This is a genomic window from Vreelandella malpeensis (assembly GCF_020622355.1).
GTDB classification, from domain to species: Bacteria; Pseudomonadota; Gammaproteobacteria; order Pseudomonadales; family Halomonadaceae; genus Vreelandella; species Vreelandella malpeensis.
The window spans coordinates 327377-353048 of record NZ_WHVL01000004.1; the positions used below are offsets into that span (position 1 = coordinate 327377).

A 25672-nucleotide genomic window follows, 5' to 3' on the forward strand; every position below is an offset into this window, starting at 1 on the left:
GAAGGAGTGTCAATGACGTCCCATCCCAGTCGACTGTGGGCCGCGCTCAGGGAAGTGTGGCCGCCGGGCGAGCTTTTCGACGAGCGTGTCGAACTCCCCGAGACCTTCAAGGTGAGCACCGACTCCCGCGATATCGGTGCGGGCGACGTCTTCGTGGCGGTGCCTGGCAGCCAGCGCGACGGGCGTGATTTCATCGACCGCGCTCTGGAGCAGGGCGCGGCGCTGGTGCTGGCCCACGGCACAGCCGCACAGGTGGAGCTCGACGAACGCGTGCTCTACCTGCCGCACCTGGCGCTGCGCCTGGGCGAGTTCGGGCGCAGCCTGTTCGCGGTGCCCTCGACGCTCGAGCTGGTCGCGGTGACCGGCACCAACGGCAAGAGCTCGGTATCGCACTATATCGCCGCGCTCGGCGAAGCGCTGAATACGCCCTCCGCGGTGATCGGCACTCTTGGCGTTGGGCGCCTCGAGGCGCTGGTCGATAGCGGCTTGACCACGCCCGGTGCGTTGTTCACCCAGGCCACGCTGGCGAATCTCGCCGGGCAGGGCGCGCGGCGCGTGGCGCTCGAGGCTTCCTCCCACGCCCTCGACCAGCATCGGCTGGATGCCTGCGATATTCGCGTCGGCGTGTTCACCAACCTGAGCCGCGATCACCTAGATTACCACGGCAGCATGGCAGCCTACGCCGCGGCCAAGGCGAAGCTCTTTCGTCGGCCGGAGCTTACGCTTGCCGTTGTCAACGCTCAGGACCCCTTGGCGCGGCTGATGCTGGCAGGGCTTTCGCCGGGTGTGCGCGTGCTGGCGGTGGGCGAGGACGAGGCCTGCACGCTGCGCGTGCTGCACTGGCAGCCCCACGGTCAGGGCCAACAGGCGCTGATCGCGACGCCGGAAGGTGAAAAGGCGCTGGAGCTTGGCCTGATGGGGCGCTTCAACCTGGATAACGTGCTGCTTGCCATCGCCACGCTTTTCGGCATCGGCGAGTCGCTGGATGCGCTCTTCGAGGCCGCCGCGCGGCTGGCGCCGGTGCCTGGGCGCATGGCGCTGGTCACTGCCCCGAATGCGCCGAGCGTGGTCATCGACTACGCCCACACGCCGGATGCGCTGGGTTCCGCGCTCAAGGCGCTGCGCGATCACCTGGGCGATGCCGGGAAGCTGTGGTGCCTGTTCGGCTGTGGTGGCGAGCGAGATACCGGCAAGCGGGCCGAGATGGCGCGGGTCGCCGAAAGGCTTGCCGATCGGTGCGTGGTGACCGACGACAACCCGCGCGGCGAGTCCGCTGAGGCGATCCGTGCGATGATCCTGGCCGGTTTCGGCGAGAGTGCCCCGGTCACCGCTATCGGCGATCGTCGCCTGGCCATCGCTCAGGCCATCGAGCAGGCCGGTGCCGAGGACGTGATCCTGGTCGCCGGCAAGGGCCACGAGCCCTACCAGGAGATCGACGGCGTGCGTCATCCCTACCGCGACGACGTCGAGGTGGAGAAGGCTCTCGCAACGCGGAGCGCACGTTGATGCAGTGGACACTCGAAGAGGTCGCCCAGGCGCTCGAACTGCCGCTTGCCGACGTCGCGTCCGGGGTGGCGCTCTCTGCCGTGGTGACCGATACCCGACGCATCGTGCCGGGGTGCCTGTTCGTGGCGCTCAAGGGTCCGCGCTTCGACGGCCATGATTTCGTCGCCCAAGCCTGCGAGCAGGGCGCTGCGGCGGTGCTGGTCGAGACACCCCAGACGGTGGATGCCCCTCAGTTGCTCTGCGCCGATACGCGCCTGGCGCTCGGGCTGCTCGGGCGGGCCTGGCGCACGCGCTTCAAGCACCCCATCGTCGCCGTGACCGGCAACAGCGGCAAGACCACGGTCAAGGAGATGACCGCGCACCTGCTGGCGCCGCTCGGGCCGGTGCTGGCCACCGAGGCCAATCTCAACAACGATTTCGGCGCACCGCTGACCCTTCTACGCCTGAACGACGAGCACCGTGCCGGCGTGGTCGAGCTCGGCGCCAATCACCTGGGCGAGATCGCCTGGACGGCGCGGCTCGCGGCGCCGGACGTGGCGATCATCACCAACGTGACCGGCGCCCATGTTGGCGAGTTCGGCGGCATGGGCCAGATCGCCCAGGCCAAGGCCGAGATCCTCGCCGGGCTCGGCGTCGACGGCGTCGCCGTGCTCAACGCCGATGATCGCTACTTCGCCACCTGGGCAGCGCTTTCGCATCCGCGCCGGGTGGTCAGCTACGGCTTTTCGAGCGATGCGCGCGTCAGCGCCTGGGGCCTTTCCTGCGACCCGCAAGGGCGGTATGCTTTCACGCTCGTCGAAAACGGGGTCCCGCTTGGCGAGGTGCGCCTGCCGCTACCGGGCAGGCACAACGTCAGCAACGCCCTGGCGGCGGTAGCGGCGGCTCTGGCCCTCGGCGTTGCACCAGAGAGCGTACTGGCGGGTCTTGGCTCGCTCGTGCCGCTCAAGGGCCGCCTGAGCGTCTTGAAGGCGAAAGGCGGCGCCACGCTGCTCGACGATACGTACAATGCCAATCCGGGTGCGATGAAGGCCGCTCTCGAGACCCTGAAAGCGTTCCCGGGGCCGCACTGGTGCGCGCTGGGGGCCATGGGAGAACTTGGTGAGGCCTCTGAGGCGCTGCACGCCGAGGTCGGCCGTGTTGCCCGTGAGCTTGACATCGACACGTTGCTCACCTGCGGTGATGCCGCGCGCGCCATCAGCACTGCCCACGGTCGCGGGCAGCATTTCGACGACCACGAGACGCTTGCGCGTCATATCATCAATACGCTGCCGCCCGGTGCCACGTTGCTGGTCAAGGGGTCACGCAGTGCGGGCATGGAAAGCGTCATTGCCGCACTGCTCGGTTGAAACAGGGTAAACGCCGTTCATGTTAGTTCATCTGGCGAATTTTCTGGCGCAGTACCAGAGCGCCTTTCAGGTCTTCAACTACCTCACGCTTCGTATCATTCTCGCCGCGATCACCGCGCTGATGCTCTGTCTGTGGCTGGGGCCGTGGGTCATCCGCCGCCTGGTGGAAGGCCAGATCGGCCAGGCGGTGCGCGACGACGGCCCGCAGTCGCACCTCTCCAAAGCCGGCACGCCCACCATGGGTGGGGCGATGATCCTGCTATCGATCGCGCTCAGCACTCTGGTGTGGGGGGATCTCACCAACTACTACGTCTGGGTGGTGCTGGGCGTGACGCTGGGCTTCGGCGCCATCGGTTGGGTGGACGACTATCGCAAGGTGGTCGAGAAGAATCCGCGCGGGCTGCCCGCTCGCTGGAAGTACTTCTGGCAGTCCGTGGTCGGCCTGGGAGCAGCGGTCATACTCTACGTCACCGCCACCACGCCCGCGGAGACGAGTCTTCTGCTGCCGCTGTTCAAGGATTTCGCGCTGCCGCTGGGCATCTTCTACATCGTGCTGACCTACTTCGTGATCGTGGGCAGCTCCAACGCGGTGAACCTGACCGACGGACTCGATGGCCTGGCCATCATGCCGACGGTGCTGGTCGCCATGGGGCTTGCGGTATTCGCCTATGCCAGCGGCAACGCGGTCTTCGCCACCTACCTGCACATGCCCTTCATCCACGGTACCGGCGAGCTGGCGGTCTTCTGCGCCACCATCGCCGGCGCCGGGCTCGGGTTTCTGTGGTTCAACACCTATCCCGCCCAGGTGTTCATGGGCGACGTGGGCGCACTTGCGCTGGGGGCGGCCCTCGGCGTAGTGGCGGTCATCGTGCGCCAGGAGATCGTGCTGTTCATCATGGGCGGCATCTTCGTGCTCGAGACCGTTTCGGTCATTCTTCAGGTGGCGTCCTTCAAGCTGACCGGCCGCCGGATCTTTCGCATGGCGCCGCTGCATCACCACTACGAGTTGAAGGGCTGGCCGGAGCCGCGGGTCATCGTGCGCTTCTGGATCATCACCGTGGTGCTGGTGCTTCTGGGGCTGGCGACGCTCAAGGTTCGCTGATCAACGCCGCCGATCGCCCCCGCGCAAGGAGCCGACGCATGCAAGTACCAGAGGGAGTCACCGCGGTCATCGGGCTGGGTATCTCCGGCCGGGCGATCTGCCGCCACCTGCAGCGTCTGGGTACGCCCTTCGTGCTGATTGATACCCGGGCAGAACCCCCGGGGCTTGCGGATTTCAAGTCGCTTTATCCGGAGGTGACCACCTGGTGCGGCCCGCTTTCGAAAGTGGATTTCAGCCGCGCCCGGGAAGTGGTGCTGAGCCCCGGGGTCGATCCCACGACCCCGGGGCTCGAGGGCTTGTCCGGGCGGCAAAGCCCGGTCACCGGCGAGCCTCTGCTGGTGGGGGAGATCGCGCTGTTTCGCCGCGCAGTGAAGGCGCCGATCGCGGCGATCACCGGCTCCAATGCCAAATCGACCGTCACTACGCTGCTGGGCGACATGGCAAGGGGCTGCGGGGTCGACGCCGCCGTGGGCGGCAATCTCGGTACGGCGGCGCTGACGCTGCTGGAAACCCATCCCGAGGCCGAGCTCTACATTCTCGAGCTCTCGAGCTTCCAGCTCGAGACCACGCCCAGGCTCGGCGCTGCTGCAGCGCTGTTTCTCAATCTCAGCGACGATCATCTTGATCGCCACGGCGACCTGGAAGGCTACCGCGCGGCGAAGGCGCGCATCTTTCTTGGCGCCGAGAGCGCCGTGGTCAACGCCGACGACCCTCGTACCTGGCCGGATGCGCCGGGCGTGCCGCTTGACCATTTCGGTGCCAGCGCCCATCTCGAGGGTGGCTGGGGTCTGGCGACGGTGGACGGGCGAACCTGGCTTGCCAAGGGCGATGAGTGTTTGATCGACGTCGAGTCACTTCCGCTTGCCGGGCGTCACAACCAGCTCAACGCGCTGGCCGCGCTCGCCCTCGGTGAGCGTTTGGGCCTTTGTCGCGAGAAGATGCTCGAGGCGCTCGTGCAGTTCAAGGGCTTGCCCCATCGCAGCGAGCTGGTCGACACGCTTGCCGGCGTGCGCTATGTCAACGACTCCAAGGGCACCAATGTCGGCGCGACCCTGGCGGCGATCGAAGGCATCGGGGAGGGGGTCGACGGCCGCCTGGTACTGTTGGCCGGTGGTGTCGGCAAGGGCGCCGACTTCTCGCCGCTCGCCGCACCGCTTGGCCGCTACGCCCGCGAGGTCGTGGTGTTCGGCGCCGATGCCCTGCGCCTCGAGCAGGCGCTCGAGGGCGCGGTGCGTGTCCGCCGGGTCGCGACCCTCGTTGACGCCTTGAACGCCGCCCGCGAGATCGCCGAGCCTGGCGACTGCGTGCTTCTTTCGCCAGCCTGTGCCAGTCTCGACCAGTTCGCCAACTACGAGGCGCGCGGCGAGGCGTTTCGTCGCTGGGTGGCCCAAAACCGCAGTGAGGTGTCTTCATGAGTCGTCGTCAGCGCTTTCTGAACGCCGTCGCCACGCGTCATCTGCCCTGCGACATCTGGCTGATCGTGGCGGTGGTCACGCTGGCGGGCCTGGGTTGGGTGATGGTCAGCTCCGCCTCGGTAGGGCTTCTGGAAAACAGCTACTACTATTCTCGCCAGCACGCGATCTTCTTGTTGGTGGCGGGGTTCGCCTGCCTGTTCATGCTCTGCGTGCCGCTCGAGGCGTGGCGCCAGAACGCCTCGCTCATCCTGATGGCGAGCATCTTCATGCTGGTGATGGTGCTGCTGGTCGGCCAGGAGGTCAACGGCAGCAAGCGCTGGATCTCGCTGCCCGGGCCGCTGCCCAGCCTGCAGATCTCGGAGCTGGGCAAGGTGGGATTGATCTTCTACATGGCGGCGTTCATGTCGCGCTTCACCTATGAACTGCGCAACCGGGCGTTCAGCATGTGGCGGCCGATCGCGGTGCTCGCCATTCCCGCGGGACTTCTGTTCCTGGCGCCGGACTTCGGTGGCATGGTGGTCTACACCGTCTGCGTGATCGGCATGCTGATGATGAGCGGAGCGTCGCTCACGCTGCTGATCGGCAGCGGCGGGGTGCTGACCTTCGGGGCGGTGATGATGGTGATCATGGAGCCCTACCGCCTGGCACGCTGGACGAGCTTTCTCGACCCCTGGGCGGATCAGTTCGCCACCGGCTACCAGTTGACCCAGGCCCTGATCGCCTTCGGCCGCGGCCACGTGACCGGCATGGGCCTTGGCAACAGCGTGCAGAAGCTCCACTACCTGCCCGAGGCGCATACCGACTTCATCTTCGCGGTGATCGCCGAAGAGCTCGGCATGATCGGCGCGGTCTGCGTGGTGCTGCTGTTCACCCTGTTCGTCGCCCGGGCGATGCTGATCGGCCGGCGGGCGGAGCTTTCCGGCCACCTGTTCGGCGCCTACGTGAGCTACGGCATCGGCTTCATCGTCTCCGCCCAGGCGTTCATCAACATGGCGGTGAGTTCGGGGCTTCTGCCCACCAAGGGGCTGACGCTGCCGCTGGTCAGCTACGGCGGATCGAGCCTTTTGGTGACCGGCATGATGGTCGGGCTGTTGCTGCGCGTCGATGCGGAGACTCGCCACCGGCCCAAGCGCGCCTCGACACCTTACAAGGCGCGCTACGAACCCCATCTATCGTGAGTAGCACCCAGAGCAACAAGGAGTTTTCGGTGACGACGAATAGACGTCGACGCATTCTGATCATGGCCGGCGGCACCGGTGGCCACGTCATTCCTGCGCTGTCGCTGGCCCGCGCGCTCGCCGCCCGGGACGTCGACGTGGAGTGGCTGGGCAGCCCGCGCGGCATCGAGAATCGCCTGGTGGTCGAGGCGGGTATCCCGCTGCATACCATCGCCGTGGCGGGTCTTCGTGGCAAGGGGCTGGCTGGCTGGTTCAAGGCGCCGGTCAACCTGAGTCGTGCGGTAGGCGAGGCCCGGCGTGTGATCAAGACCTTCGCGCCTGACGTGGTGGTGGGGCTTGGTGGCTTCGCCAGCGGCCCCGGCGGACTGGCGGCGAGACTCGCTGGCATCCCGCTGGTGATCCACGAGCAGAATGCCGTGGCCGGGTTGACCAATCGGGTGCTGTCGCGTCTGGCAACCCGCACCTATGCCGCCTTCGACGAGGCCTTCGGCCCGCGTGCCGAAGTGATCGGCAATCCGGTGCGCGAGGAGATCGCCGCGCTCGGCGAGCATCCGCGCACCCGGGAGGAGATCGCTTCCCGGCGGCTGCGGCTGCTGGTGGTGGGCGGCTCGCTTGGCGCGGTGGCGCTCAACGAACGCTTGCCCACTGCGCTTGCCGCGCTCGATGCCGACCGGTGCCCGGAGATATGGCACCAGGCCGGCAAGGAGCGCGATGAGACGACTCGCCAGAACTACGCAGCCGCCGGGGTCGAGGCGACGGTGTCACCCTTCATCGACGACATGGCCCGCGCCTACGACTGGGCGGACCTGGTGGTGTGCCGTTCGGGTGCCTTGACCGTGGCGGAGCTCGCCGCGGCAGCGAAACCATCGCTTCTGGTACCGTTTCCGTACGCCGTGGATGATCATCAGCGGATCAATGCCGAGGTCCTGGTCAAGGCAGAAGCGGCGCGCTGCGTGGTGCAAGCGGAGCTGACCGAAGCGCGCCTGATCCACCACCTCGACGAGCTCTTGAACCGTGACACCCTGGTGGAGATGGCGTCCAGGGCGCGCCGGGCAGCGCACCTCGAGGCCACCGAGCGTTTAGCGGCAGGATGCCTTTCGTTAGTCAAGCAAGGAGATATGGCGTGACCGATCCAATCACCGACAAGCCGGCGCAGCGCGCCCCCGCCGGGCCCGGCATGCGCCGCATCAAGCGCCTTCATTTCGTGGGCATCGGCGGGGCGGGGATGTGCGGCATCGCCGAGGTCCTTGCCAACCAGGGCTACTCGGTCAGCGGCAGTGACATGAAGGTTTCCTCGGTGGTGGCGCGGCTGCGTGGCTGCGGAGTCGAGGTGTTCATCGGTCACGCCGCCGAGAATGTCGCGGGTGCAGATGTCGTGGTGGTCTCCAGCGCCATCGACGAAACCAACCCGGAAATTCGCTGGGCCCACGAGCACCGCGTGCCCGTGGTGCGCCGCGCCGAGATGCTCGCCGAGCTGATGCGCTTTCGCCACGGCATCGCGGTGGCCGGCACCCACGGCAAGACCACGACCACGAGCCTTACCGCAACGCTTCTGGCCGAAGGGGGGCTCGACCCGACCTTCGTGATCGGCGGCAAGCTGACCAGCGCCGGTGCCAACGCGCGGCTCGGTGAAGGCGACTACCTGGTGGCGGAAGCCGACGAGTCCGATGCGTCGTTTCTGCACCTGCAGCCGATGGTGTCGATCGTCACCAATATCGATGCCGACCACATGGCCACCTATGGCGGCGACTTCGAGCGCCTGAAGACCACCTTCATCGAGTTTCTGCACAACCTGCCGTTCTATGGTCTGGCGGTGCTGTGTACCGACGACCCGCACGTCAAGGGGCTGTGCGACCAGGTCAAGCGCCAGTTCGTCACCTACGGCTTCAATGAGCAGGCCGACTACCGCATCGAGGACTTTCGCCAGCACGAGGGGGAGGTCTCCTTCACCGCGCGCCGGCCGGACGGCGCGGCACCTCTCGAGGTACGCCTGGCGATGCCCGGGCGCCACAACGCGCAGAACGCCATGGCGGCGATCGTCGTGGCTACGGATGCCGGTGTCAGCGATGCGGCGATCCTCAAGGGGCTTGCGAATTTCGCCGGTGTCGGGCGACGTTTCCAGGTCCATGGTCACTTCCCGGCGCCGAACCGGGAAGGCGAGATCATGCTGGTGGACGACTACGGTCATCACCCGCGCGAGGTCGACATGATCATTCAGGCGGTGCGCGCCGGCTGGCCAGAGCGGCGCCTGGTGATGCTCTACCAGCCCCATCGCTACAGCCGTACGCGAGACCTGTACGAAGACTTCGTGCGCGTGCTCTCCCAGGTCGATACGCTGGTGCTGCTCGACGTCTACAGCGCCGGTGAGCCGGTGATCCCCGGTGCCGAAGGGCGCACGCTGGCCGGCTCCATCCGCCAGCGCGGCGAGGTGGACCCGCTGTTTGTCGAGCATAAGCAGGAGCTTGCGCCACTGCTGAAAAAGGTGCTGCGCCCGGGAGATATCCTGATTACACAGGGGGCGGGGGACGTCGGCGGCATCGCGCTCGCCCTGGCCCAGGCACGACTCCAGTTGGATGAGGTGACACTATGATGGATGCCAGTGCGCGCTCGGCCTCGTTTGGCCGAGTAGTGGTGGTATATGGCGGCACCTCCGGCGAGCGTGAGGTGTCGCTCAAGAGCGGGGCGGCGGTGCTCGAGGCGCTCAAGCGTCAGGGTGTCGATGCGCTGGGCTTTGATCCCCGCGAGGGCGGCCTGGCCGGGCTCGAGGCGCTGGCGCCGAGTGCGGTGTTCATTGCGCTTCACGGCCGCGGCGGCGAGGACGGTACCCTGCAGGGAGCGCTGGAGCTTCTCGGCATTCCCTATACCGGCAGCGGCGTGCTCGCCTCGGCGCTCGGCATGGACAAGGAGCGTACCAAGCAGGTTTGGCGCGCCCAAGGGTTGCCGACTCCGGAAAGCATCACCTTGACGGCCGACGCCGACTGGAACGGCGTCATCGCGGCGCTGGACCTGCCGATGATCGTCAAGCCCGTCCATGAAGGCTCGACGCTCGGCATCAGCATCGTCAGGAGTCGCGAGGAGCTCGAGGCGGCCTACCGCGAGGCGGCCCGGTTCGATGCCCGAGTGATGGCGGAGCGCTTCGTCCAGGGCGAGGAGTATACCGTGGCGCTGCTCGGTGACGAGGTGCTGCCGGCCATTCGTGTGGAGGTGCCGGGCGGCTTCTACGACTATGAGGCGAAATATCTCTCCGACACTACCCAGTACCATTTGCCCTGCGGGCTCGACGCCGAGGCCGAAGGTGCGCTTGCCAGGTTGTGCCGCCAGGCGTTTTCCGCCATGGGCGGGCAGGGCTGGGGACGTATCGACGTGATGCGCGACGGCGCCGGAATGTTCTGGCTGATCGAGGTCAATACCGTTCCGGGCATGACCGATCACAGCCTGGTGCCCCAGGCGGCGGCCCACGCCGGTATCGATTTCGATGCGCTGGTACTGCGCATCCTGAACACCGCCGTGTCCGCATGAGCCCCCTTTGCAATGAGCGATCATGAAAAAGCGTAACGCATGGCTTGGAGTGATCCTGCTGGCCCTGCTGCTGGGCGCCGGCGGGCGGGCGCTATGGCTATGGCTCGACCGGCCCATCGAGCGCGTCTCGATTCGCGGCGAGTGGGAGTACGTCAGCGCCGACTACCTGCGCACCCAGCTGGCGCCATTGGTGCACAACGCCACCTGGCTCTCGGCGGATCTGGGCGAGATTCGCGACCGCGCGCTCTCCATCGGCTGGCTGCACGAGGTGCGTATTTCCAGGGAGTGGCCCAACGCCCTGGTGTTCGAGCTGGTCGAGCAGCTGCCGGTGGCGCGCTGGAACGATGACTTTTTGCTCAATACCGAAGGCAAGCCCTTCGCCTTCGCGCCGCTCGAGGTGCCGCAGGGGCTTCCCGACCTGGGGGGGCCGGTGGGGAGCAGCGAGGAAGTGCTGATCTATTACCGACGTCTGACGACGCACTTCGCCACGCTCGCCCTTGGCCTTTCCCAACTGCGTCTGGAGCCTCGCGGAGCCTGGCGGCTGCAGCTCGACAACGGCACCTGGGTAATGCTGGGTCGACGCCAGCACGACATTCGCCTGGCACGACTGTCCGCTTCCTGGCAGCGCGAGCTGGGCCGCCAGGGCGACCAGATTCGTTACATCGACCTGCGCTACCCCAATGGTGTGGCCGTGGCCTGGCATGGCCAGAGCGATTTCGACGCTGATGATTAGGAGCAGGTGCCCTAGTATTTACGTTCAAGCAGCGTTGAACACTTAAAAGTAAGCGATTGCCAACACCTGAAATCCCGCCAATGGGGTTTAAATTCTTGGTCAAGCCCATTATCGTGGTGCGGGACTAGTCGTATAATGGTCATCATTTCTATATGATGACCCTGTTTGCCATCGTTCTGGACGTTCTGGTTCGCGATTATCCAACCAAACTAAATGATAACGATGAAGCATGGTTAATAACCTGTTTGTTGACTAGTTTTATTTAATTCGGTGACTTGGCCAGCTGTTTATATAAAAGCATGTATAAATAGTTAGTAGTTGGTAAATGTATCGATAGGGCAGTGCCGACCATCAATAACCTATCGCTTGAGATCACTATAAGGAGATAACCCGGCTCATGGCAGGCTCACCCAATGCATCCAATATGGTTGTCGGGCTGGACATCGGAACGTCCAAGGTCGTCGCGATAGTCGGTCAACCCACCGATGACGGTGGCATCGAGATTGCGGGTATCGGCTCACATCCTTCACGGGGAATGAAGCGCGGCGTCGTGATCAACATCGAATCGACCGTGCAGTCGATTCAGCGTGCCGTGGAAGAAGCGGAACTCATGGCGGGGTGCGACATCCACTCTGTCTACGTCGGCGTCGCCGGAAGTCACATCAGTTCGATGAACTCCGACGGGGTCGTCGCCATCAAGGAGCGTGAAGTTACCCCCTCGGACATCGACCGGGTCATCGATTCGGCGCGGGCACGCGCCATCTCCGAAGGCCAGCGGGTGCTTCACGTGTTGCCTCAGGAGTTCTCCATTGACGCCCAAGGCGGCATTCGCGAGCCGCTCGGCATGTCCGGGGTGCGGCTCGAGGCCCAGGTGCATCTGGTCACGGCGGCGCTGAACGCGGTGCAGAACATCGAGAAGTGCGTGCGTCGTTGCGGGCTGGATGTGGATGCCATCATTCTCGAGCAGCTCGCTTCCAGCATGGCGGTCCTCACCGAGGACGAGCGCGAGCTCGGTGTCTGCATGGTGGATATCGGCGGGGGTACCACCGACATGGCGATCTTCAGCGAGGGGGCGATTCGCCATACGGCGGTCATTCCCATTGCCGGTGACCAGGTCACCAACGATATCGCCATGGCGCTACGCACCCCGACTCAGCATGCCGAAGAGATCAAGGTGAAGTACGCGTGCGCGCTCACCCAGCTCGCGGCAAGCGATGAAATGATCAAGGTACCCAGCGTGGGCGATCGCCCGTCGCGGGATCTCTCCCGCCAGGCGTTGGCGGAAGTGGTCGAGCCGCGTTACGAGGAGCTCTTCACGCTGGTACGCGATGAATTACGCCGCAGTGGCTACGAGGACATGGTGGCCGCCGGGGTGGTGCTCACCGGCGGCACCTCGCGTATGGAGGGGGTCAGCGAGCTGGCGGAGGAAATCTTCCACATGCCGGTGCGTATCGCCTGCCCGCAGAACGTGCGCGGTCTGGCGGACGTGGTCCGCAACCCCATCTATGCGACCGGCGTCGGTCTTCTGCACTACGCATTGCAGGAGTCACGCCACGGACAGGGTCAAGAAAGCCATGGTCGGGTCAGCTCGCCCCACAAGGGACGCAGCGAGCTCGCCCAGCGTAATAGCAGGGACGATCATTCGGCACTAGCAAGAATCAAGGGCTGGTTCAAAGGAAATTTCTGACAGGGCCGCAAGCGCGGTTCAGGAGACGGGGCTTATGTTCGAATTGGTAGATAACGCACCCTCGAGCAGTGCGGTCATCAAGGTCGTCGGTGTCGGCGGCGGCGGCGGTAATGCCGTCAACCACATGGTGGAAAGCAACATCGAGGGCGTCGAGTTCATCTGCGCCAACACCGATGCGCAGGCGCTCAAGCGCGTCTCCGCCAAGACGGTCTTGCAGCTGGGCGGTGAGATCACCAAGGGCCTGGGGGCCGGTGCCAATCCCGAAGTCGGGCGTCAGGCCGCCATGGAAGATCGCGATCGCATCGCCGAGCTTCTCGACGGCGCCGACATGGTGTTCATCACCGCCGGCATGGGCGGTGGTACCGGGACCGGCGGTGCGCCGGTGGTCGCCCAGGTGGCCAAGGAGCTGGGTATTCTGACGGTGGCCGTGGTGACGCGTCCGTTCCCGTTCGAGGGTCCCAAGCGCATGCGCGCCGCCGAAGAGGGCATGAAGGAGCTCTCCGAGCACGTCGACTCGCTGATCACCATTCCCAACGAGAAGCTCCTCTCGGTGCTTGGCAAGAACGCCACGCTCTTGACCGCCTTCAGCGCGGCCAACGACGTGCTGCTGGGCGCGGTACAGGGCATTGCCGAGCTGATCACCAGCCCCGGCATCATCAACGTCGACTTCGCCGACGTGCGCACCGTGATGTCCGAGATGGGCATGGCGATGATGGGCACCGGCGGGGCCACCGGCGAGAACCGCGCCCGTGAGGCGGCGGAAAAGGCCATTCGCAGCCCGCTGCTCGAGGATATCGATCTGCACGGTGCGCGTGGCATCCTGGTCAACATCACCGCCGGCCCGGATCTTTCCATCGGCGAGTTCAATGATGTGGGCGCGACGGTTCAGGAGTTCGCCTCCCAGGAAGCGACCATCGTGGTGGGAACCTCCATCGACATGGAGATGTCCGACGAGCTGCGCGTGACCGTGGTGGCTGCAGGCCTCGACGGCACCAAGCCCAAGGCGGCGGTACGCGAGCCAGCGCGTCGTTCAGCGGCCGAGCCTGCGGATTATCGCAAGATGCAGCAGCCGACCATTACGCGACAGCAATCCGCCGCTCGCGCCGAAGCGCAGGAAGCCGCACCCAAGCCGCGTCCCGAGAAGCGTCGCGCCGCCGAAGCGGACGACTATCTCGATATTCCTGCTTTCCTGCGCCGCCAGGCGGATTGAACCTCGTCTCCGTGACGATATCGGGTTCACTCAACGGCAAACGAGGGTTTCGACAGATTCTTTTTGTTGAAACGCTCGTTTGCTGTTAAAGTAAACACTGTTCGATAACTTTTTTCTATTCACGCCAGCGGCCGGTTGTTTCGGCACCGTCGTTACCAGAGTTTCACCACGCCCATGATCAGACAACGTACACTACAAAATGTCATTCGCGCTACCGGAGTGGGTCTGCATTCCGGTAAAAAAGTCCATTTGGCTTTGCGTCCGGCACCCGCAGACACAGGGATAGTGTTTGTCAGAACCGATCTGGATCCCGTGGTACACGTGCCTGCCCGGGCCGAGCTGGTCGAAGACACCAAGCTTTGCACCGCGCTCTCCTTCGAAGGGGTCAAGGTCGCGACCGTCGAACACTTGATGTCCGCCTTTGCCGGGCTCGGTATCGACAACGCCTATGTCGACGTGAGCGCAGCAGAAGTACCGATCATGGACGGCAGCGCCAGTCCCTTCGTCTTTCTGATTCAGTCGGCGGGCATCCACGAGCAGGACGCACCGAAGAAGTTCATCCGTATCAAGCAGCGAATCGCCGTGACCGACGGTGACAAGGAGGCGGTTTTCTTGCCTCACCAAGGCTTCAAGGTATCGTTTTCCATCGATTTCGATCACCCGGTGTTCGAACAGCAGAACCAGAACGCGCTGATCGACTTCTCGACGACGTCCTTCGTCAAGGAGGTATCGCGAGCTCGTACCTTCGGCTTCATGCGCGATCTCGAGTTTTTGCGCTCGAACAATCTTGCGCTCGGCGGCAGCTTAGACAATGCCATCGTCGTTGACGACTACCGCATCGTGAACGAGGGCGGGCTTCGCTACGAGGACGAGTTCGTCAAGCACAAAGTGCTGGATGCGATCGGAGATCTCTACCAGCTCGGGTTCAGCCTGATCGGCGAATTCCGTGGCGTGAAGTCCGGCCATGCCCTGAACAACCAGCTGTGCCGCGAGCTTCTGGCCCAGCCCGAGGCGTATGAGATCGTGACCTTCGAAGGCGAGAAGGCGGTAGCGCCCATCTCCTACGCTGCACCGGCCATGGCCTGAGTTCTAAAGACGTGATTTTGCAAGGCCGCGGTTGAAATGAGTTGTTTACGCCCCATCTATGAAGCACCGCCTGGCGGTGCTTCATGCGTTTGGGGGCGGCCCTTTCTTGTCGGCGTGAGAGGCGAGGCGTTCCAGCGCACGTTTCAGGCGTGGATCGTCGGTGTCGTCGGCGCATTGAGCGATGGTCTCGCCGGCATCGGCAGATAGCGAGCGGTGGTAGCGTTCGGGGGCTTTGACCGGACGCACCGGGCGTACCTTGAAGTGAAAACCGGTCACCGCCTCGAAGCCGGGCAGTTGATGCAAGAGTTCGAGCAGTCGGCGCTGCTCGAAGCGCAGCCAGGCAAGCCACGTCGCCTGTCCGCTGATCACCGTCAGGCGCGCATTGCTGAATCCGCCCACGTAAATGTGTGGGCGCATCTCTTCAGGCAGGTGAGCGCGCAGATGACACTGGGCCTGGTCGATCAAGCGCGACTGGCGCAGAAGGTTGCTCACCTCGGTAGAGCTTGCGAGCACCGACTTGATGGGCTGTGCGCGAGAACGCTTAACCTTTATACTCATACGCTTAATTCCAGAGTGCCGATTCAGTACGCAAGCACCGGCTTGATGTAATGTCGAAAGCCTAACACGCCAGGGAGCCGCCACACAGCATGTCGTTGACGCCCACGCTCGTTACCCCGCCTTGCCCTCGGCGCGCGCGCCGCAGCGGCCTGGCGCGTTGGTGGCTGGCGGGACTGCTGGTCGGCTGTCTGCTACCGGCAAGCCTTGCGACCGCCGACGCCAGCCGCGTAAGCGAGCGCAGTGTCGCCATCTGTCTGTGGGTGCCGGCGATGCTGCGTGCGCAGTCACGGCGTCTTGCCAGCGAGCAGCGCTCGCGTCGAGCGGCCGGACGCAAGAAGGCACTCGGCGCTTGTCTGTCGCGCCTTCTCCTTGCCCAGTTCACCGGCCAGCCGATGGTCGCCGCGCGGGATGTCTTCACCCGACGCGGCCCGCCCCGCCCACTGCCCTTGAAATATCCTCGCCGCTTTATTCAATAGGGCGCCCACCGGGTGCGACCGAAAAGATTTGGAACGTTCATGATCACTACACTACTGCGCAAGGCCATTGGTTCGAAAAACGATCGCGATGTGAAGCGCATGCAGAAAAACGTCCTTGACGTCAACAAGCTCGAAGCCGAGATCGAAGCGCTCGACGATGCCGCGCTCCAGGCGCAGACTCAGGAGCTTCGCGCACAGCTCGAGTCCGGCGAGACACTCGACCGGCTGCTGCCCCACGCCTTTGCGGTGGTGCGCGAGGCGAGCAAGCGGGTGATGGGCATGCGCCACTTCGACGTGCAGATGGTCGGCGGCATGACCCTGCATCGCGGGCGCATCGCCGAGATGAAGACCGGCGAGGGCAAGACGCTGGTAGCGACCCTTGCGGTCTATCTCAACGCGCTGCCTGCCAAGGGCGTGCACGTGGTAACGGTCAACGACTACCTGGCGCGTCGCGACGCCGAATGGATGCGCCCGCTGTACGAATTCCTCGGACTCTCGGTCGGCGTGATCTTCGCCGGGCAGACCAACGAGGAGAAGCGCCACGCCTATCAGTGCGACATCACCTACGGTACCAACAACGAGTTCGGCTTTGACTACCTGCGCGACAACATGGCGTTCTCCCTCGAGGACAAGGTCCAGCGCGATCTGCACTTCGCCATCGTCGACGAGGTCGACTCGATCCTGATCGACGAGGCGCGCACGCCGCTGATCATTTCCGGCGCGGTGGACGAGAACACCGAACTCTACAACGTGGTCAACGGCCTGGCCCAGAACCTCGAGCGTGGCGAAGTGAGCGAGGACGACGAGGCGCCGGTCAGCGGTGACTTCGTGCTTGACGAGAAGCAGAAGCAGGTCGAGCTCACCGAACAGGGTCACAACAAGGTCGAGGAGATGATGCGCGCTCAGGGGCTTCTGGGCGAGCACGACTCACTCTACGCCGCTCAGAACCTGAATCTTCTCCAGCACATGCACTCGGCGCTTCGCGCGCGCCATCTCTACCAGCGCGACGTCGACTATATCGTCGTCGAGGGCCAGGTGGTGATCGTCGACGAGCACACCGGGCGCAGCATGCCGGGCCGGCGTTGGTCCGAGGGTCTGCACCAGGCGGTGGAGGCGAAGGAGGGCGTGACCGTCCAGCGCGAGAGCCAGACGCTCGCCTCGACCACTTTCCAGAACTACTTCCGCCTCTACGAGAAGCTCGCCGGCATGACCGGTACCGCCGATACCGAAGCTTTCGAGTTCCGCCAGATCTATGGTCTCGATGTGGTGGTCATTCCTACCAACCGGCCGCTGGCGCGCAAGGACCTGAACGACCTGGTCTACCTGAGCGCCGAGGAGAAGTACGAGGCGATCATCAAGGATGTCCAGGCGGTCACCGAAACCGGCCGTCCGGTGCTGGTGGGTACCGCTTCGATCGAGACCTCCGAGTATCTCGCCAAGCTGATGCGCGATGCCGGCATGCAGTTCAACGTGTTGAACGCCAAGCAGCATCAGAGCGAGGCGGAAATCATCGCTCAGGCCGGTCGCCCGGGCGCGGTGACCATCGCCACCAACATGGCCGGCCGGGGTACCGATATCATGCTCGGCGGCAACTGGGAGGCGGAAGCCGCCAAACTGCACAATCCGGACGAGGCGCAGATCGCCGAGCTCAAGGCGGAGTGGAAGAAGCGCCACGATGCGGTGCTCGAGGCGGGGGGCCTTCACGTGATCGGCTCCGAGCGCCACGAGTCGCGGCGTATCGACAACCAGCTGCGCGGCCGTGCCGGTCGTCAGGGCGACCCGGGCTCCACGCGCTTCTTCCTGTCGCTGGAAGACGGCCTGATGCGTCTGTTCGGCTCCGACCGGGTCAAGCGCCTGATGCAGGCACTGGGGCTCGAGCGCGGCGAGGCGATCGAGCACAAGATGGTGTCCAACGCCGTCGAGCGCGCCCAGAAGAAGGTCGAGGGGCGCAACTTCGATATCCGCAAGCAACTGCTCGAGTACGACGACGTGGCCAATGACCAGCGTCGGGTGATCTATGAGCAGCGCAACGACATCCTCGCCGCAAGCGACGTTTCCGAGGCGGTACTCGGCATTCGTGAAGAGGTGATGGACAGTACCGTCAGTGACTTCGTGCCGCCCCAGAGCCTGGCGGAACAGTGGGACCTGCCGGGACTCGAGATGCACTTGAAGACCGAGTTCAACCTCGATGCGCCGGTGGTCCAGTGGGCCGAAGAGGACGACCGCTTCAGCGAGGAGAAGCTCAAAGAGCGCCTTCAGGCCATGCATCGCGAGGCGTATGACGCTAAAATCGCCGCCGCCGGGCAGGCGCTCATCCAGCGCTTCGAGAAGCAGGTGATGCTGCAGGTGCTCGACACTCGCTGGAAGGAGCATCTTCAGTCGATGGATCATCTGCGTCGCGGCATTCACCTGCGCGGCTACGCCCAGAAGAATCCCAAGCAGGAGTACAAGCGCGAGGCCTTCGAGCTGTTCCAGCATCTGCTGGTCAACATCAAGGCCGATGTCACGCGGATTCTGAGCCACGTGCAGGTGCGCCAGCCAGAAGAAGTGGACGCGCTGGAGCAGAAGCGCCGCGAAGCGGCCGCCCGCGAGAAAGCCGCTGCCGTGAACACCCAGCGTGCCCCGGAAGACGCCGGTGAGAACGCCGCCGACGCCGAGGAGCGCGTACCGCGTCGTGACGCGGCCAAGGTCGGGCGCAACGATCCTTGCATCTGCGGCTCGGGCAAGAAATACAAGCAGTGCTGCGGCAAGCTGCAGTAACTGTATCGCATCCATCAAGCGGCTCTAGTCGGATGAACTAGGCGAGAGGAGAAGAACATGGCGGTGGGTCACTGTCCGTTTCCACAAATGCCGCCCCTCGAAGGGGTGCGACTTGGCTGTGCCATGGCCGGGATCAAGAAGCCCCAGCGCCGTGATCTCGTCGTCATCGAGCTGCCCGAAGGCGCCACGACCGTGGGCGTCTTTACCCAGAACGCCTTCTGCGCGGCGCCGGTGATTGCCGCCAAGACGCATCTGGAAAGCACCGCGTCGCGCTACTGGGTGATCAATACCGGCAACGCCAACGCGGGCACCGGCGAGGCGGGACTGACGGATGCCTACCGCACCTGTCAGGCGATGGCCGAACAGGCCGGCGTCGTCAGTAAAGCGGTATTGCCGTTCTCCACCGGCGTGATCGGCGAACCACTGCCGATGGAGCGCTTGCTCGCAGGGCTGCCAGACGCTTTTGCGGCGCTCGACGGTTCGAGCCAGGCCTGGGAGGCGGCGGGCCAAGGCATCCTGACCACCGATACCCGCGCCAAGGGCGCGACTGCGACCGGCATCATCGACGGCCAGGCGTTTCACATCAACGGCATCACCAAGGGCTCGGGCATGATCAAGCCCAACATGGCCACCATGCTGGGGTTCGTGGTGAGCGACGTCACCATCGAGAAGTCGCTGCTGGCAAGGCTTCTGCGCGAGACCGTGGATCTCTCGTTCAACGCCATCACCGTTGACAGCGACACCTCGACCAACGACGCCTGCATGCTGGCGGCGACCAACACCGGCGTGCGCATTGAGACCGATGAGCAGGTTGCCACGTTCAAGGCCGCCCTGCAGGAGGTGATGACCTCGCTTGCCCAGATGATCATTCGCGACGGCGAGGGGGCGACCAAGTTCGTGACCTTGGAGGTCGTCGGTGCCAAGAGCCGATGTGAGGCGCTCGATGTCGCCTTTACCGTGGCCCACTCCCCACTGGTGAAGACCGCGCTCTACGCCAGTGATGCCAACTGGGGGCGCATTCTCGCTGCGGTGGGCCGCGCGCCGATAGAGCGTTTCGACGTCAGTCGCGTGGTGATCGACCTGGGCGATGTTCGCCTGGTGGAAAACGGCGGACGCGCCGCCGGTTACTCCGAGGCCGCGGGTAGCCGGGTGATGGGTGAGGAAGAGATCACCATTCGTATAGACCTGGGGCGGGGAGAGGCGCGGGCCACCGTATGGACCTCGGATCTCTCTCACGACTACGTGTCGATCAACGCCGACTACCGTAGCTGAGCCGGTCGAGCTCGGCTCGCAGCGTTGTCGAACGTTCGGTCCCTGTGCAGTCAAGCGCTGACGACGCCAGCGCTCCAATGTGGAAAAGACGTAATGAATGTAAAGGTAAAACGGCGGGTTCACGTGGCCGCTGCGGCCATCGTGAGTGCCGACAAGCAGCAGGTGCTGATCGCGCGCCGCCCCTCCAATGTGGATCACGGTGGGCTATGGGAGTTTCCCGGCGGCAAGCTCGCCCCTTACGAGACCGGCCTCGAAGGGCTCAAGCGCGAGCTTCATGAGGAGCTGGGCATCGAGATCCGTCGTGCCCAACCCTTGATCCGCGTTCACCACGAGTACAGCGACAAGCATATCCTGCTCGACGTCTGGCAGGTGCACGAATTCGCCGGCGAGCCCTTCGGCCGGGAAGGCCAGGCGGTGCGCTGGGTGCCGATGGAGGAGCTGGTCAGCTATCCGTTCCCGGCGGCCAACCTGCCGATCCTGCGCGCGGTGATGCTGCCGACCGAATACCTGATCACCGGCGAGGAAGCCGACGACGAGCGCTTTGCGGGGCTGCTCGAACGGGCTCTGAAAGAGGATGGCGTGCGCCTGGTCCAGCTACGCGCCAAGGGGCTTTCGACAGACGCCTACGTTGCGCGCGCCGAGCGCTCACTTGCCCTGTGCCGCGACTACGGCGCGAAGCTTTTGCTCAACGGCGAGCCTGAGCTTCTTGAGCGCGTCGATGCCGATGGCATTCACCTGACCAGCGAGCGGCTGATGAACCTGGAGCGTCGGCCGATCGCCGAAGGCAAGTGGCTCTCCGCCTCGACCCATAATCAAGCGCAGCTCGAGAAGGCGGCGAGCCTGGGGTGCGATTTCGTCACCCTGTCGCCGCTGCGCACCACGCCCTCGCATCCGGAAGTCGCGCCCATGGGCTGGCACGATTTTCAGCAGCTGGTCGAGCGCGCCGGCATGCCGGTGTTCGCCCTCGGCGGCATGACCCGCTTCGACGCCAACCACGCCCGGGCGGTGGGCGCCCAGGGCATCGCCTCGATTCGCGATTTCTGGAAGTAGCCGCACCAGGAAACGAAAACGCCGGAGCCTTGGGGCTCCGGCGTTTTTTTGTGCGCGCGGCTAGTCGCGGTAGCGACGGGTCAGGTCGCCGTAGGCGTCCACGCGGCGGTCGCGAAGGTAGGGCCAGATACGCCGGGTGTGCTCGCTCTTCGCCATGTCGAGGGTGACCACCAACTGCTCGGCCTCGGTGCCGGCATGGGCCAGAAGCTCACCCTGGGGGCCGCAGACAAAGCTTCCGCCCCAGAAGTCGATGCCGGCGCCGACGCCGGAGTGATCCGCCTCGAAGCCGACCCGGTTGGCGACCAGCACCGGCACGCCGTTGGCTACGCCGTGGGCACGCTGGATCAATGTCCAGGCCTCTTTCTGGCGACCCTTTTCGGCGTCGTCGTCCTGCGGATCCCAGCCGATGGCGGTGGGGTAGAGCAGAAGCTCCGCGCCGGCCAGCGCCATGAGACGTGCCGCTTCTGGATACCACTGATCCCAGCACACCAGCACCCCGAGCCTGCCGACGGAGGTGTCGATGGGCGTGAAGCCTTCGTTGCGCTGCTCGTCGGCGTCGCCTGGGGTGAAGTAGAACTTCTCATAGAAGCCCGGATCGTCGGGAATATGCATCTTGCGGTACTGGCCCACGCGCCCGCGTGCGCCGTCGAAGACCACGGCGGTGTTGTGGTAGAGCCCGGCGGCGCGCTTTTCGAAGATCGAGCCGACCAGCACGATGTCGAGCTCCCGGGCGAGTGACGCCAGGCGCTGGCCGGTAGGGCCGTCGAGCGGTTCGGCGAGTTCGAACAGCGCCGGGTCCTCGTACTGGCAGAAGTAGTGCGTGGCGTGCAGCTCCTGGAGGAGCACGAGCTTGGCGCCGCGGGCGGCGGCGGCGCGCACGCCTTTCTCGCTCTCGGCGAGGCTCTGGGCCTTGTCCGGCCAGGCGCTTTGCTGAATTACGGCGACGGTCAATGCGTGGGTCATGCATCCTCCTCGAAAAGCGCAGTGTCGAGGGTACCGCGTGGCAGCTGCATGGTCAGGCAGTGGAGGCTGCCGTGCTGGCGAATCACGCTGTGGCACTCGACGGGAATCACCCGGCGCCCGGGAAAGGCGCCGGCCAGGGCATTCAGGGCGCCAAGATCCGCCGGGTCGGCGTAGGTGGGTACCAGTACCGCCTCATTGATGATCAGGAAGTTGGCGTAGGTAGCGGGCAGCCGGTGGCCGTCGTCGGGATCGAACGCCGCCCGGGGCCAGGGCAGGGCGACCAGCCGGTAGGGCGAGCCGTTGAGGCGGCGAAAGGCCATGAGCTCGGCTTCCATCGCCTTCAGGGCCGCGTAGTGTGGATCCGTTTCGTCGTCGCAGCGCACGTAGGCAATGGTGTCGGGGCTGCAGAAGCGTGCCAGGGTATCGACGTGGCTGTCGGTATCGTCGCCCTCCAGGTAGCCGTTCTCGAGCCACAGGATGCGCGAAACGCCGAGCTCCGCCTTCAAGACCGCCTCGATCTCCTCATGCGAGTGATCCGGATTGCGGTTGGGGTTGAGCAGGCACTCCTTGGTGGCCAGCAGCGTGCCTTCGCCGTCGGTCTCGATGCCGCCGCCCTCGAGTACCAGCGGCTTCGTTACCACCGGGCAGGCCCAGACACCTTGGCGCTCGAGGGCACGGGTCAGCGCATCGTCACGCAGTGCGGGAAACTTGCCACCCCAGCCGGTGAAGGTGTAGTCGAGAAGCGCCATCTCGCCGTTCTCGCCCATCACCCCGAGCGGGCCGTGATCGCGGGCCCAGGTGTCGTCGGTGTCAATCTCGATCAGGCGCAGGCGACCGGGCGCAACACCCAGGGTCGCAAAGCGTGTTGCGAGGCGCTTCCGGGTGGCCGCGTCCGGTACGCTGATCAGCACGCGTTGCGTGTCAGCGGTGGCCAGGACAATGCGCTCGAGGGTCGCCTCGATACATTCGAGAATCGGCTGCCAGTCGCCGTCCGGGCGTGGCCAGGTCAACTGCAAGCCATCTTGGGGGTGCCATTCCGGCAGCAAGCGGTAAGAGGGGTGTGCCAAAATCGGATGCTCTCGTTGCCCATGAAAGGCGGCCTGACGTGAAGGCCGATGTCGCGCGCAATGTAGGGGCTCGCCCGCCAAGTTGCAAGTCATTGTCCCTGTGCTGAACCACCGGCTGGCCGATCGTATCCTCAATGCGTGTTTGCGCATGCAGCAGGCTCAAAAAAACCGTACCATGGGCGCCCATCATCAAGGAATCCTGCCATGCTTGACCGTTTGCCATTTCTGGTGGGGCTGCGCTACGTGCGCGCCAAGCGCCGCAACCACTTCATTTCGTTCATCTCGCTGATTTCGATGCTGGGTCTGACGCTGGGCGTCACCGTGCTGATCCTGGTGCTGTCGGTGATGAACGGCTTTGACCACGAGCTGCGCACGCGCATTCTCGGCATGGTGCCCCACACCAAGATCGAGTACCAACCCGGCCTCATCGAGTGGGAAACACTCGCCGACCGGCTGATGGAGCGCGACCGGGTGATCGGCGTGGCCCCTTACGTCGAGCAGCAGGGCATGTTCTCCGCCGGCGGCCAGAACCAGGGCGCGATGGTGACCGGGATTGATCCGGCCTGGGAAGAGCAGGTTTCGATCGTGGGTCAGCATATGCGTGAAGGCGCGCTCGAGGATCTCGCCCCGGGCGAGTGGAACGTGGTGCTGGGATCGATTCTCGCCAATCGCCTGCGGGTCGGCGTGGGCGATCGGGTGACGCTGCTGGTGCCGGAGGCCTCGATCACGCCGGCCGGGGTCTTCCCGCGCCTCAAGCGCTTCACGGTGAGCGGCATCTTCAGCGTTGGCGCCGACCTCGACGGCAGCCTTGCCTACGCCAACATCGAGGATATGCAGACACTGGCGCGCCTGGGCGATGCGATCGGCGGGTTGCGCGTCGAGCTCGACGATCTGTTCGTCGCCGGCAGCGAAACCCAGGCCATCGTCAACGACCTGGGGCCGGGCTACGTCGGCCGCGACTGGACCTTCACCCAGGGCAGCTTGTTCCAGGCAATCCAGATGGAGAAGCGCATGATCGGGCTGCTGCTGACGGTGATCGTCGCCGTGGCGGCGTTCAACATCGTCTCGACCTTGGTCATGGTAGTGACCGACAAGCGGGCGGACATCGCCATCCTGCGCACCATTGGCGCGACGCCACGCTCGATCATGGGTATCTTCATCGTCCAAGGCCTGACCATCGGCTTGATCGGTATCGCGCTTGGCGTGCTCGCCGGAGTGGTGCTGGCGTTGACCATCTCGGATCTCGTCGCCTGGTTCGAGGCCACCTTCGGTATCCAGTTCCTCGATGCCGGGGTCTATTTCGTCAGCCACCTGCCGTCGCGCCTGCTGTTCGACGACATTCGCGACATCGTGCTGGCGGCCTTCGGCCTGACCTTCCTCTCGACGCTCTATCCCGCCTGGCGCGCCGCGCGGGTTCAGCCAGCGGACGTACTGCGCTATGAATAAGGACGCGCTCATGAATTCGACGATTTCCGATGCCCCGGTGATGCTCTCCTGCCAGGGACTCACCCGCGTCTACAGCGAAGGCCCGCAGGACCTCACCGTGCTCGACCGGCTGACCCTCGAGGTGCGCGCAGGCGAACGCGTGGCCATCGTTGGAAGCTCCGGCTCTGGCAAGACGACGCTCTTGAACCTGCTCGGCGGGCTCGACCGTCCCAGCGATGGCAGTGTCGTCATCGCCGGGGAGTCTCTGGCTGGGCTCAACGAAACCCGGCTGGGCCATTTTCGCAACCGCTACATCGGCTTCGTCTACCAGTTCCACCACCTGCTGGCCGAGTTCAGTGCGCTGGAGAACGCGGCGTTGCCGTTGATCATTCGCGGCCAGCGCAAGAAGGAGGCCGAGAAGCGCGCCATGGGGATTCTGGAGCGGGTCGGCATGAAGGCCCGCGCGGACCACAAGCCCGGCGAGCTTTCCGGCGGCGAGCGCCAACGCGTGGCGATCGCACGCGCCTTGGTCACCGATCCGAGTCTCGTGCTGATGGATGAGCCCACCGGTAACCTGGACCAGGCCACCGCCGGCACCATCCTCACCCTGATGGATGAGCTGGCCAGCGAAAGCGCCTGCGCCTTTGTCATCGTCACCCACGACCCGGCCCTTGCCGCCCATCAGGACCGCGTGTTGCGACTCGACGCCGGCAAGCTCCTCGAGCAGGAAAGGGCGCCCGCCTAAGCGGCTAGTCGTCGAATTCCGATTCGATGCGTGCCCGCCGCTGCCGGCGCTTCTGCCGGCGGCGTTTCCAGTTGTGAGAGACATGCCAGCGCCAGATCAGGCGGATGGCGATATTGGCCAGCACCGCGACGATGATCGCTGCCACCACTGATCCTAGAAACAGTGGCGGCACGATGTCGTGCATCTGCTCGGCCAGCCAGCGGGTCGAGATCCGCGACGGGGCCTCGCGCACCGGCGCGCCCATCAGATAGGTTCCCACCCGATAGTTGAAGTAAAAGATCACCGGCATGGTCAGCGGGTTGGTAATCCACACAAGACTCACCGATAGCGCCAGGTTGCAGCGAAACACCCGCGCGCCGAGGGCGGCCACCATCATCTGCAGCGGAATCGGCAGCATCGCGCAGAACAGCCCGACGCTAAAGGCGTTGGCCACGCTTTTGCGCGTCAGAAGCCAGAGTCCGGGGTCGGCGATCAGCGGCGCCATGAAGCGCAGCGAGCGCTGGCGCCTCAAGGTGTCGGGCCTGGGCATGTAGCGCTGCAGGAAACGACGCGGCATGTGGGGTACTCTTGAAAA

At 64.9% G+C, this 25672-nt stretch carries 22 protein-coding genes; 18 read left to right on the plus strand and 4 right to left on the minus strand.

The window, feature by feature from the left end; all coding sequences use genetic code 11:
* The first annotated feature begins 12 nt into the window (after window positions 1-12).
* The 12 genes from GEV37_RS11515 to lpxC all read left to right on the plus strand — a co-directional run bounded on the left by GEV37_RS11515 (window position 13) and on the right by lpxC (window position 14782).
* The gene (locus GEV37_RS11515) at window positions 13-1506 is read left to right on the plus strand and encodes a UDP-N-acetylmuramoyl-L-alanyl-D-glutamate--2,6-diaminopimelate ligase (RefSeq protein WP_227390398.1); all 1494 of its coding nucleotides are present in this window, start codon (window positions 13-15) and stop codon (window positions 1504-1506) included.
* Window positions 1506-2852 carry a UDP-N-acetylmuramoyl-tripeptide--D-alanyl-D-alanine ligase gene (locus tag GEV37_RS11520; protein ID WP_227390399.1) on the plus strand — a complete coding sequence of 449 codons (1347 nt, stop codon included), beginning with the start codon at window positions 1506-1508 and terminating at the stop codon, window positions 2850-2852. The genes GEV37_RS11515 and GEV37_RS11520 overlap by 1 nt, the downstream gene beginning before the upstream one ends.
* A 19-nt stretch (window positions 2853-2871) precedes the next feature.
* Window positions 2872-3954 carry a phospho-N-acetylmuramoyl-pentapeptide-transferase gene (gene mraY / locus GEV37_RS11525; RefSeq protein WP_227390400.1) on the plus strand — a complete coding sequence of 361 codons (1083 nt, stop codon included), beginning with the start codon at window positions 2872-2874 and terminating at the stop codon, window positions 3952-3954.
* A gap of 38 nt (window positions 3955-3992) precedes the next feature.
* Window positions 3993-5369, plus strand: a complete 1377-nt coding sequence (gene murD / locus GEV37_RS11530) for a UDP-N-acetylmuramoyl-L-alanine--D-glutamate ligase (RefSeq protein ID WP_227390401.1) — start codon at window positions 3993-3995, stop codon at window positions 5367-5369.
* Window positions 5366-6547 (plus strand): putative lipid II flippase FtsW, encoded by a 1182-nt coding sequence (gene ftsW, locus GEV37_RS11535; protein ID WP_227390402.1) that lies wholly within the window; start codon window positions 5366-5368, stop codon window positions 6545-6547. Before murD ends, ftsW begins: the two co-directional genes overlap by 4 nt.
* A 29-nt stretch (window positions 6548-6576) precedes the next feature.
* Window positions 6577-7674, plus strand: a complete 1098-nt coding sequence (gene murG / locus GEV37_RS11540; protein WP_227390403.1) for an undecaprenyldiphospho-muramoylpentapeptide beta-N-acetylglucosaminyltransferase — start codon at window positions 6577-6579, stop codon at window positions 7672-7674.
* A gap of 50 nt (window positions 7675-7724) precedes the next feature.
* On the plus strand, window positions 7725-9137 hold the full coding sequence (gene murC, locus GEV37_RS11545) for a UDP-N-acetylmuramate--L-alanine ligase (protein ID WP_227390454.1): 1413 nt from the start codon (window positions 7725-7727) through the stop codon (window positions 9135-9137).
* The gene (locus GEV37_RS11550) at window positions 9134-10066 is read left to right on the plus strand and encodes a D-alanine--D-alanine ligase (RefSeq protein WP_275951404.1); all 933 of its coding nucleotides are present in this window, start codon (window positions 9134-9136) and stop codon (window positions 10064-10066) included. Before murC ends, GEV37_RS11550 begins: the two co-directional genes overlap by 4 nt.
* 22 nt (window positions 10067-10088) lie before the next feature.
* A complete protein-coding gene (locus GEV37_RS11555) occupies window positions 10089-10799 on the plus strand; it encodes a cell division protein FtsQ/DivIB (protein ID WP_227390404.1) in 711 nt (236 codons plus the stop codon).
* Window positions 10800-11196: 397 nt separating this feature from the next.
* The gene (ftsA, locus tag GEV37_RS11560) at window positions 11197-12486 is read left to right on the plus strand and encodes a cell division protein FtsA (RefSeq protein WP_227390405.1); all 1290 of its coding nucleotides are present in this window, start codon (window positions 11197-11199) and stop codon (window positions 12484-12486) included.
* Between the two features lie 34 nt (window positions 12487-12520).
* On the plus strand, window positions 12521-13696 hold the full coding sequence (gene ftsZ, locus GEV37_RS11565; protein WP_227390406.1) for a cell division protein FtsZ: 1176 nt from the start codon (window positions 12521-12523) through the stop codon (window positions 13694-13696).
* Between the two features lie 174 nt (window positions 13697-13870).
* On the plus strand, window positions 13871-14782 hold the full coding sequence (gene lpxC / locus GEV37_RS11570; protein WP_227390407.1) for a UDP-3-O-acyl-N-acetylglucosamine deacetylase: 912 nt from the start codon (window positions 13871-13873) through the stop codon (window positions 14780-14782).
* Window positions 14783-14863: 81 nt separating this feature from the next.
* Here the strand turns inward: lpxC and GEV37_RS11575 are convergent, their stop codons facing one another.
* Window positions 14864-15340, minus strand: coding sequence for a DUF721 domain-containing protein (locus GEV37_RS11575; RefSeq protein ID WP_227390408.1), 477 nt, complete (start codon window positions 15338-15340; stop codon window positions 14864-14866).
* An 89-nt stretch (window positions 15341-15429) separates the two neighbouring features.
* Here GEV37_RS11575 and GEV37_RS11580 point away from each other — a divergent pair, with 89 nt between their 5' ends.
* The 4 genes from GEV37_RS11580 (at window position 15430) to GEV37_RS11595 (ending at window position 20898) form a co-directional block, all read left to right on the plus strand.
* A complete protein-coding gene (locus tag GEV37_RS11580) occupies window positions 15430-15816 on the plus strand; it encodes a hypothetical protein (protein WP_227390409.1) in 387 nt (128 codons plus the stop codon).
* Between the two features lie 39 nt (window positions 15817-15855).
* Window positions 15856-18576 carry a preprotein translocase subunit SecA gene (gene secA, locus GEV37_RS11585; protein WP_227390410.1) on the plus strand — a complete coding sequence of 907 codons (2721 nt, stop codon included), beginning with the start codon at window positions 15856-15858 and terminating at the stop codon, window positions 18574-18576.
* 57 nt (window positions 18577-18633) lie between these two features.
* The gene (argJ, locus tag GEV37_RS11590) at window positions 18634-19848 is read left to right on the plus strand and encodes a bifunctional glutamate N-acetyltransferase/amino-acid acetyltransferase ArgJ (RefSeq protein ID WP_227390411.1); all 1215 of its coding nucleotides are present in this window, start codon (window positions 18634-18636) and stop codon (window positions 19846-19848) included.
* A gap of 93 nt (window positions 19849-19941) precedes the next feature.
* Window positions 19942-20898 carry a Nudix family hydrolase gene (locus GEV37_RS11595; RefSeq protein WP_227390412.1) on the plus strand — a complete coding sequence of 319 codons (957 nt, stop codon included), beginning with the start codon at window positions 19942-19944 and terminating at the stop codon, window positions 20896-20898.
* Between the two features lie 60 nt (window positions 20899-20958).
* Here GEV37_RS11595 and GEV37_RS11600 read toward each other — a convergent pair whose 3' ends face one another.
* Window positions 20959-21861 (minus strand): carbon-nitrogen hydrolase, encoded by a 903-nt coding sequence (locus GEV37_RS11600; protein WP_227390413.1) that lies wholly within the window; start codon window positions 21859-21861, stop codon window positions 20959-20961.
* Complete coding sequence (locus tag GEV37_RS11605) at window positions 21858-22928, minus strand: agmatine deiminase family protein (RefSeq protein ID WP_227390414.1); 1071 nt, start codon at window positions 22926-22928, stop codon at window positions 21858-21860. The genes GEV37_RS11600 and GEV37_RS11605 overlap by 4 nt, the downstream gene beginning before the upstream one ends.
* A gap of 204 nt (window positions 22929-23132) precedes the next feature.
* On the opposite strand from GEV37_RS11605, the gene GEV37_RS11610 reads away from it, so the two are divergent.
* Both GEV37_RS11610 and GEV37_RS11615 read left to right on the plus strand, forming a co-directional pair.
* Window positions 23133-24374 carry a lipoprotein-releasing ABC transporter permease subunit gene (locus GEV37_RS11610; RefSeq protein WP_227390415.1) on the plus strand — a complete coding sequence of 414 codons (1242 nt, stop codon included), beginning with the start codon at window positions 23133-23135 and terminating at the stop codon, window positions 24372-24374.
* Between the two features lie 10 nt (window positions 24375-24384).
* Window positions 24385-25098: an ABC transporter ATP-binding protein gene (locus GEV37_RS11615; protein ID WP_227390416.1), complete on the plus strand. Its 714-nt coding sequence runs from the start codon at window positions 24385-24387 to the stop codon at window positions 25096-25098.
* A gap of 4 nt (window positions 25099-25102) precedes the next feature.
* Here the strand turns inward: GEV37_RS11615 and GEV37_RS11620 are convergent, their stop codons facing one another.
* On the minus strand, window positions 25103-25654 hold the full coding sequence (locus GEV37_RS11620; protein ID WP_227390417.1) for a DUF2062 domain-containing protein: 552 nt from the start codon (window positions 25652-25654) through the stop codon (window positions 25103-25105).
* Window positions 25655-25672: the final 18 nt, after the last annotated feature.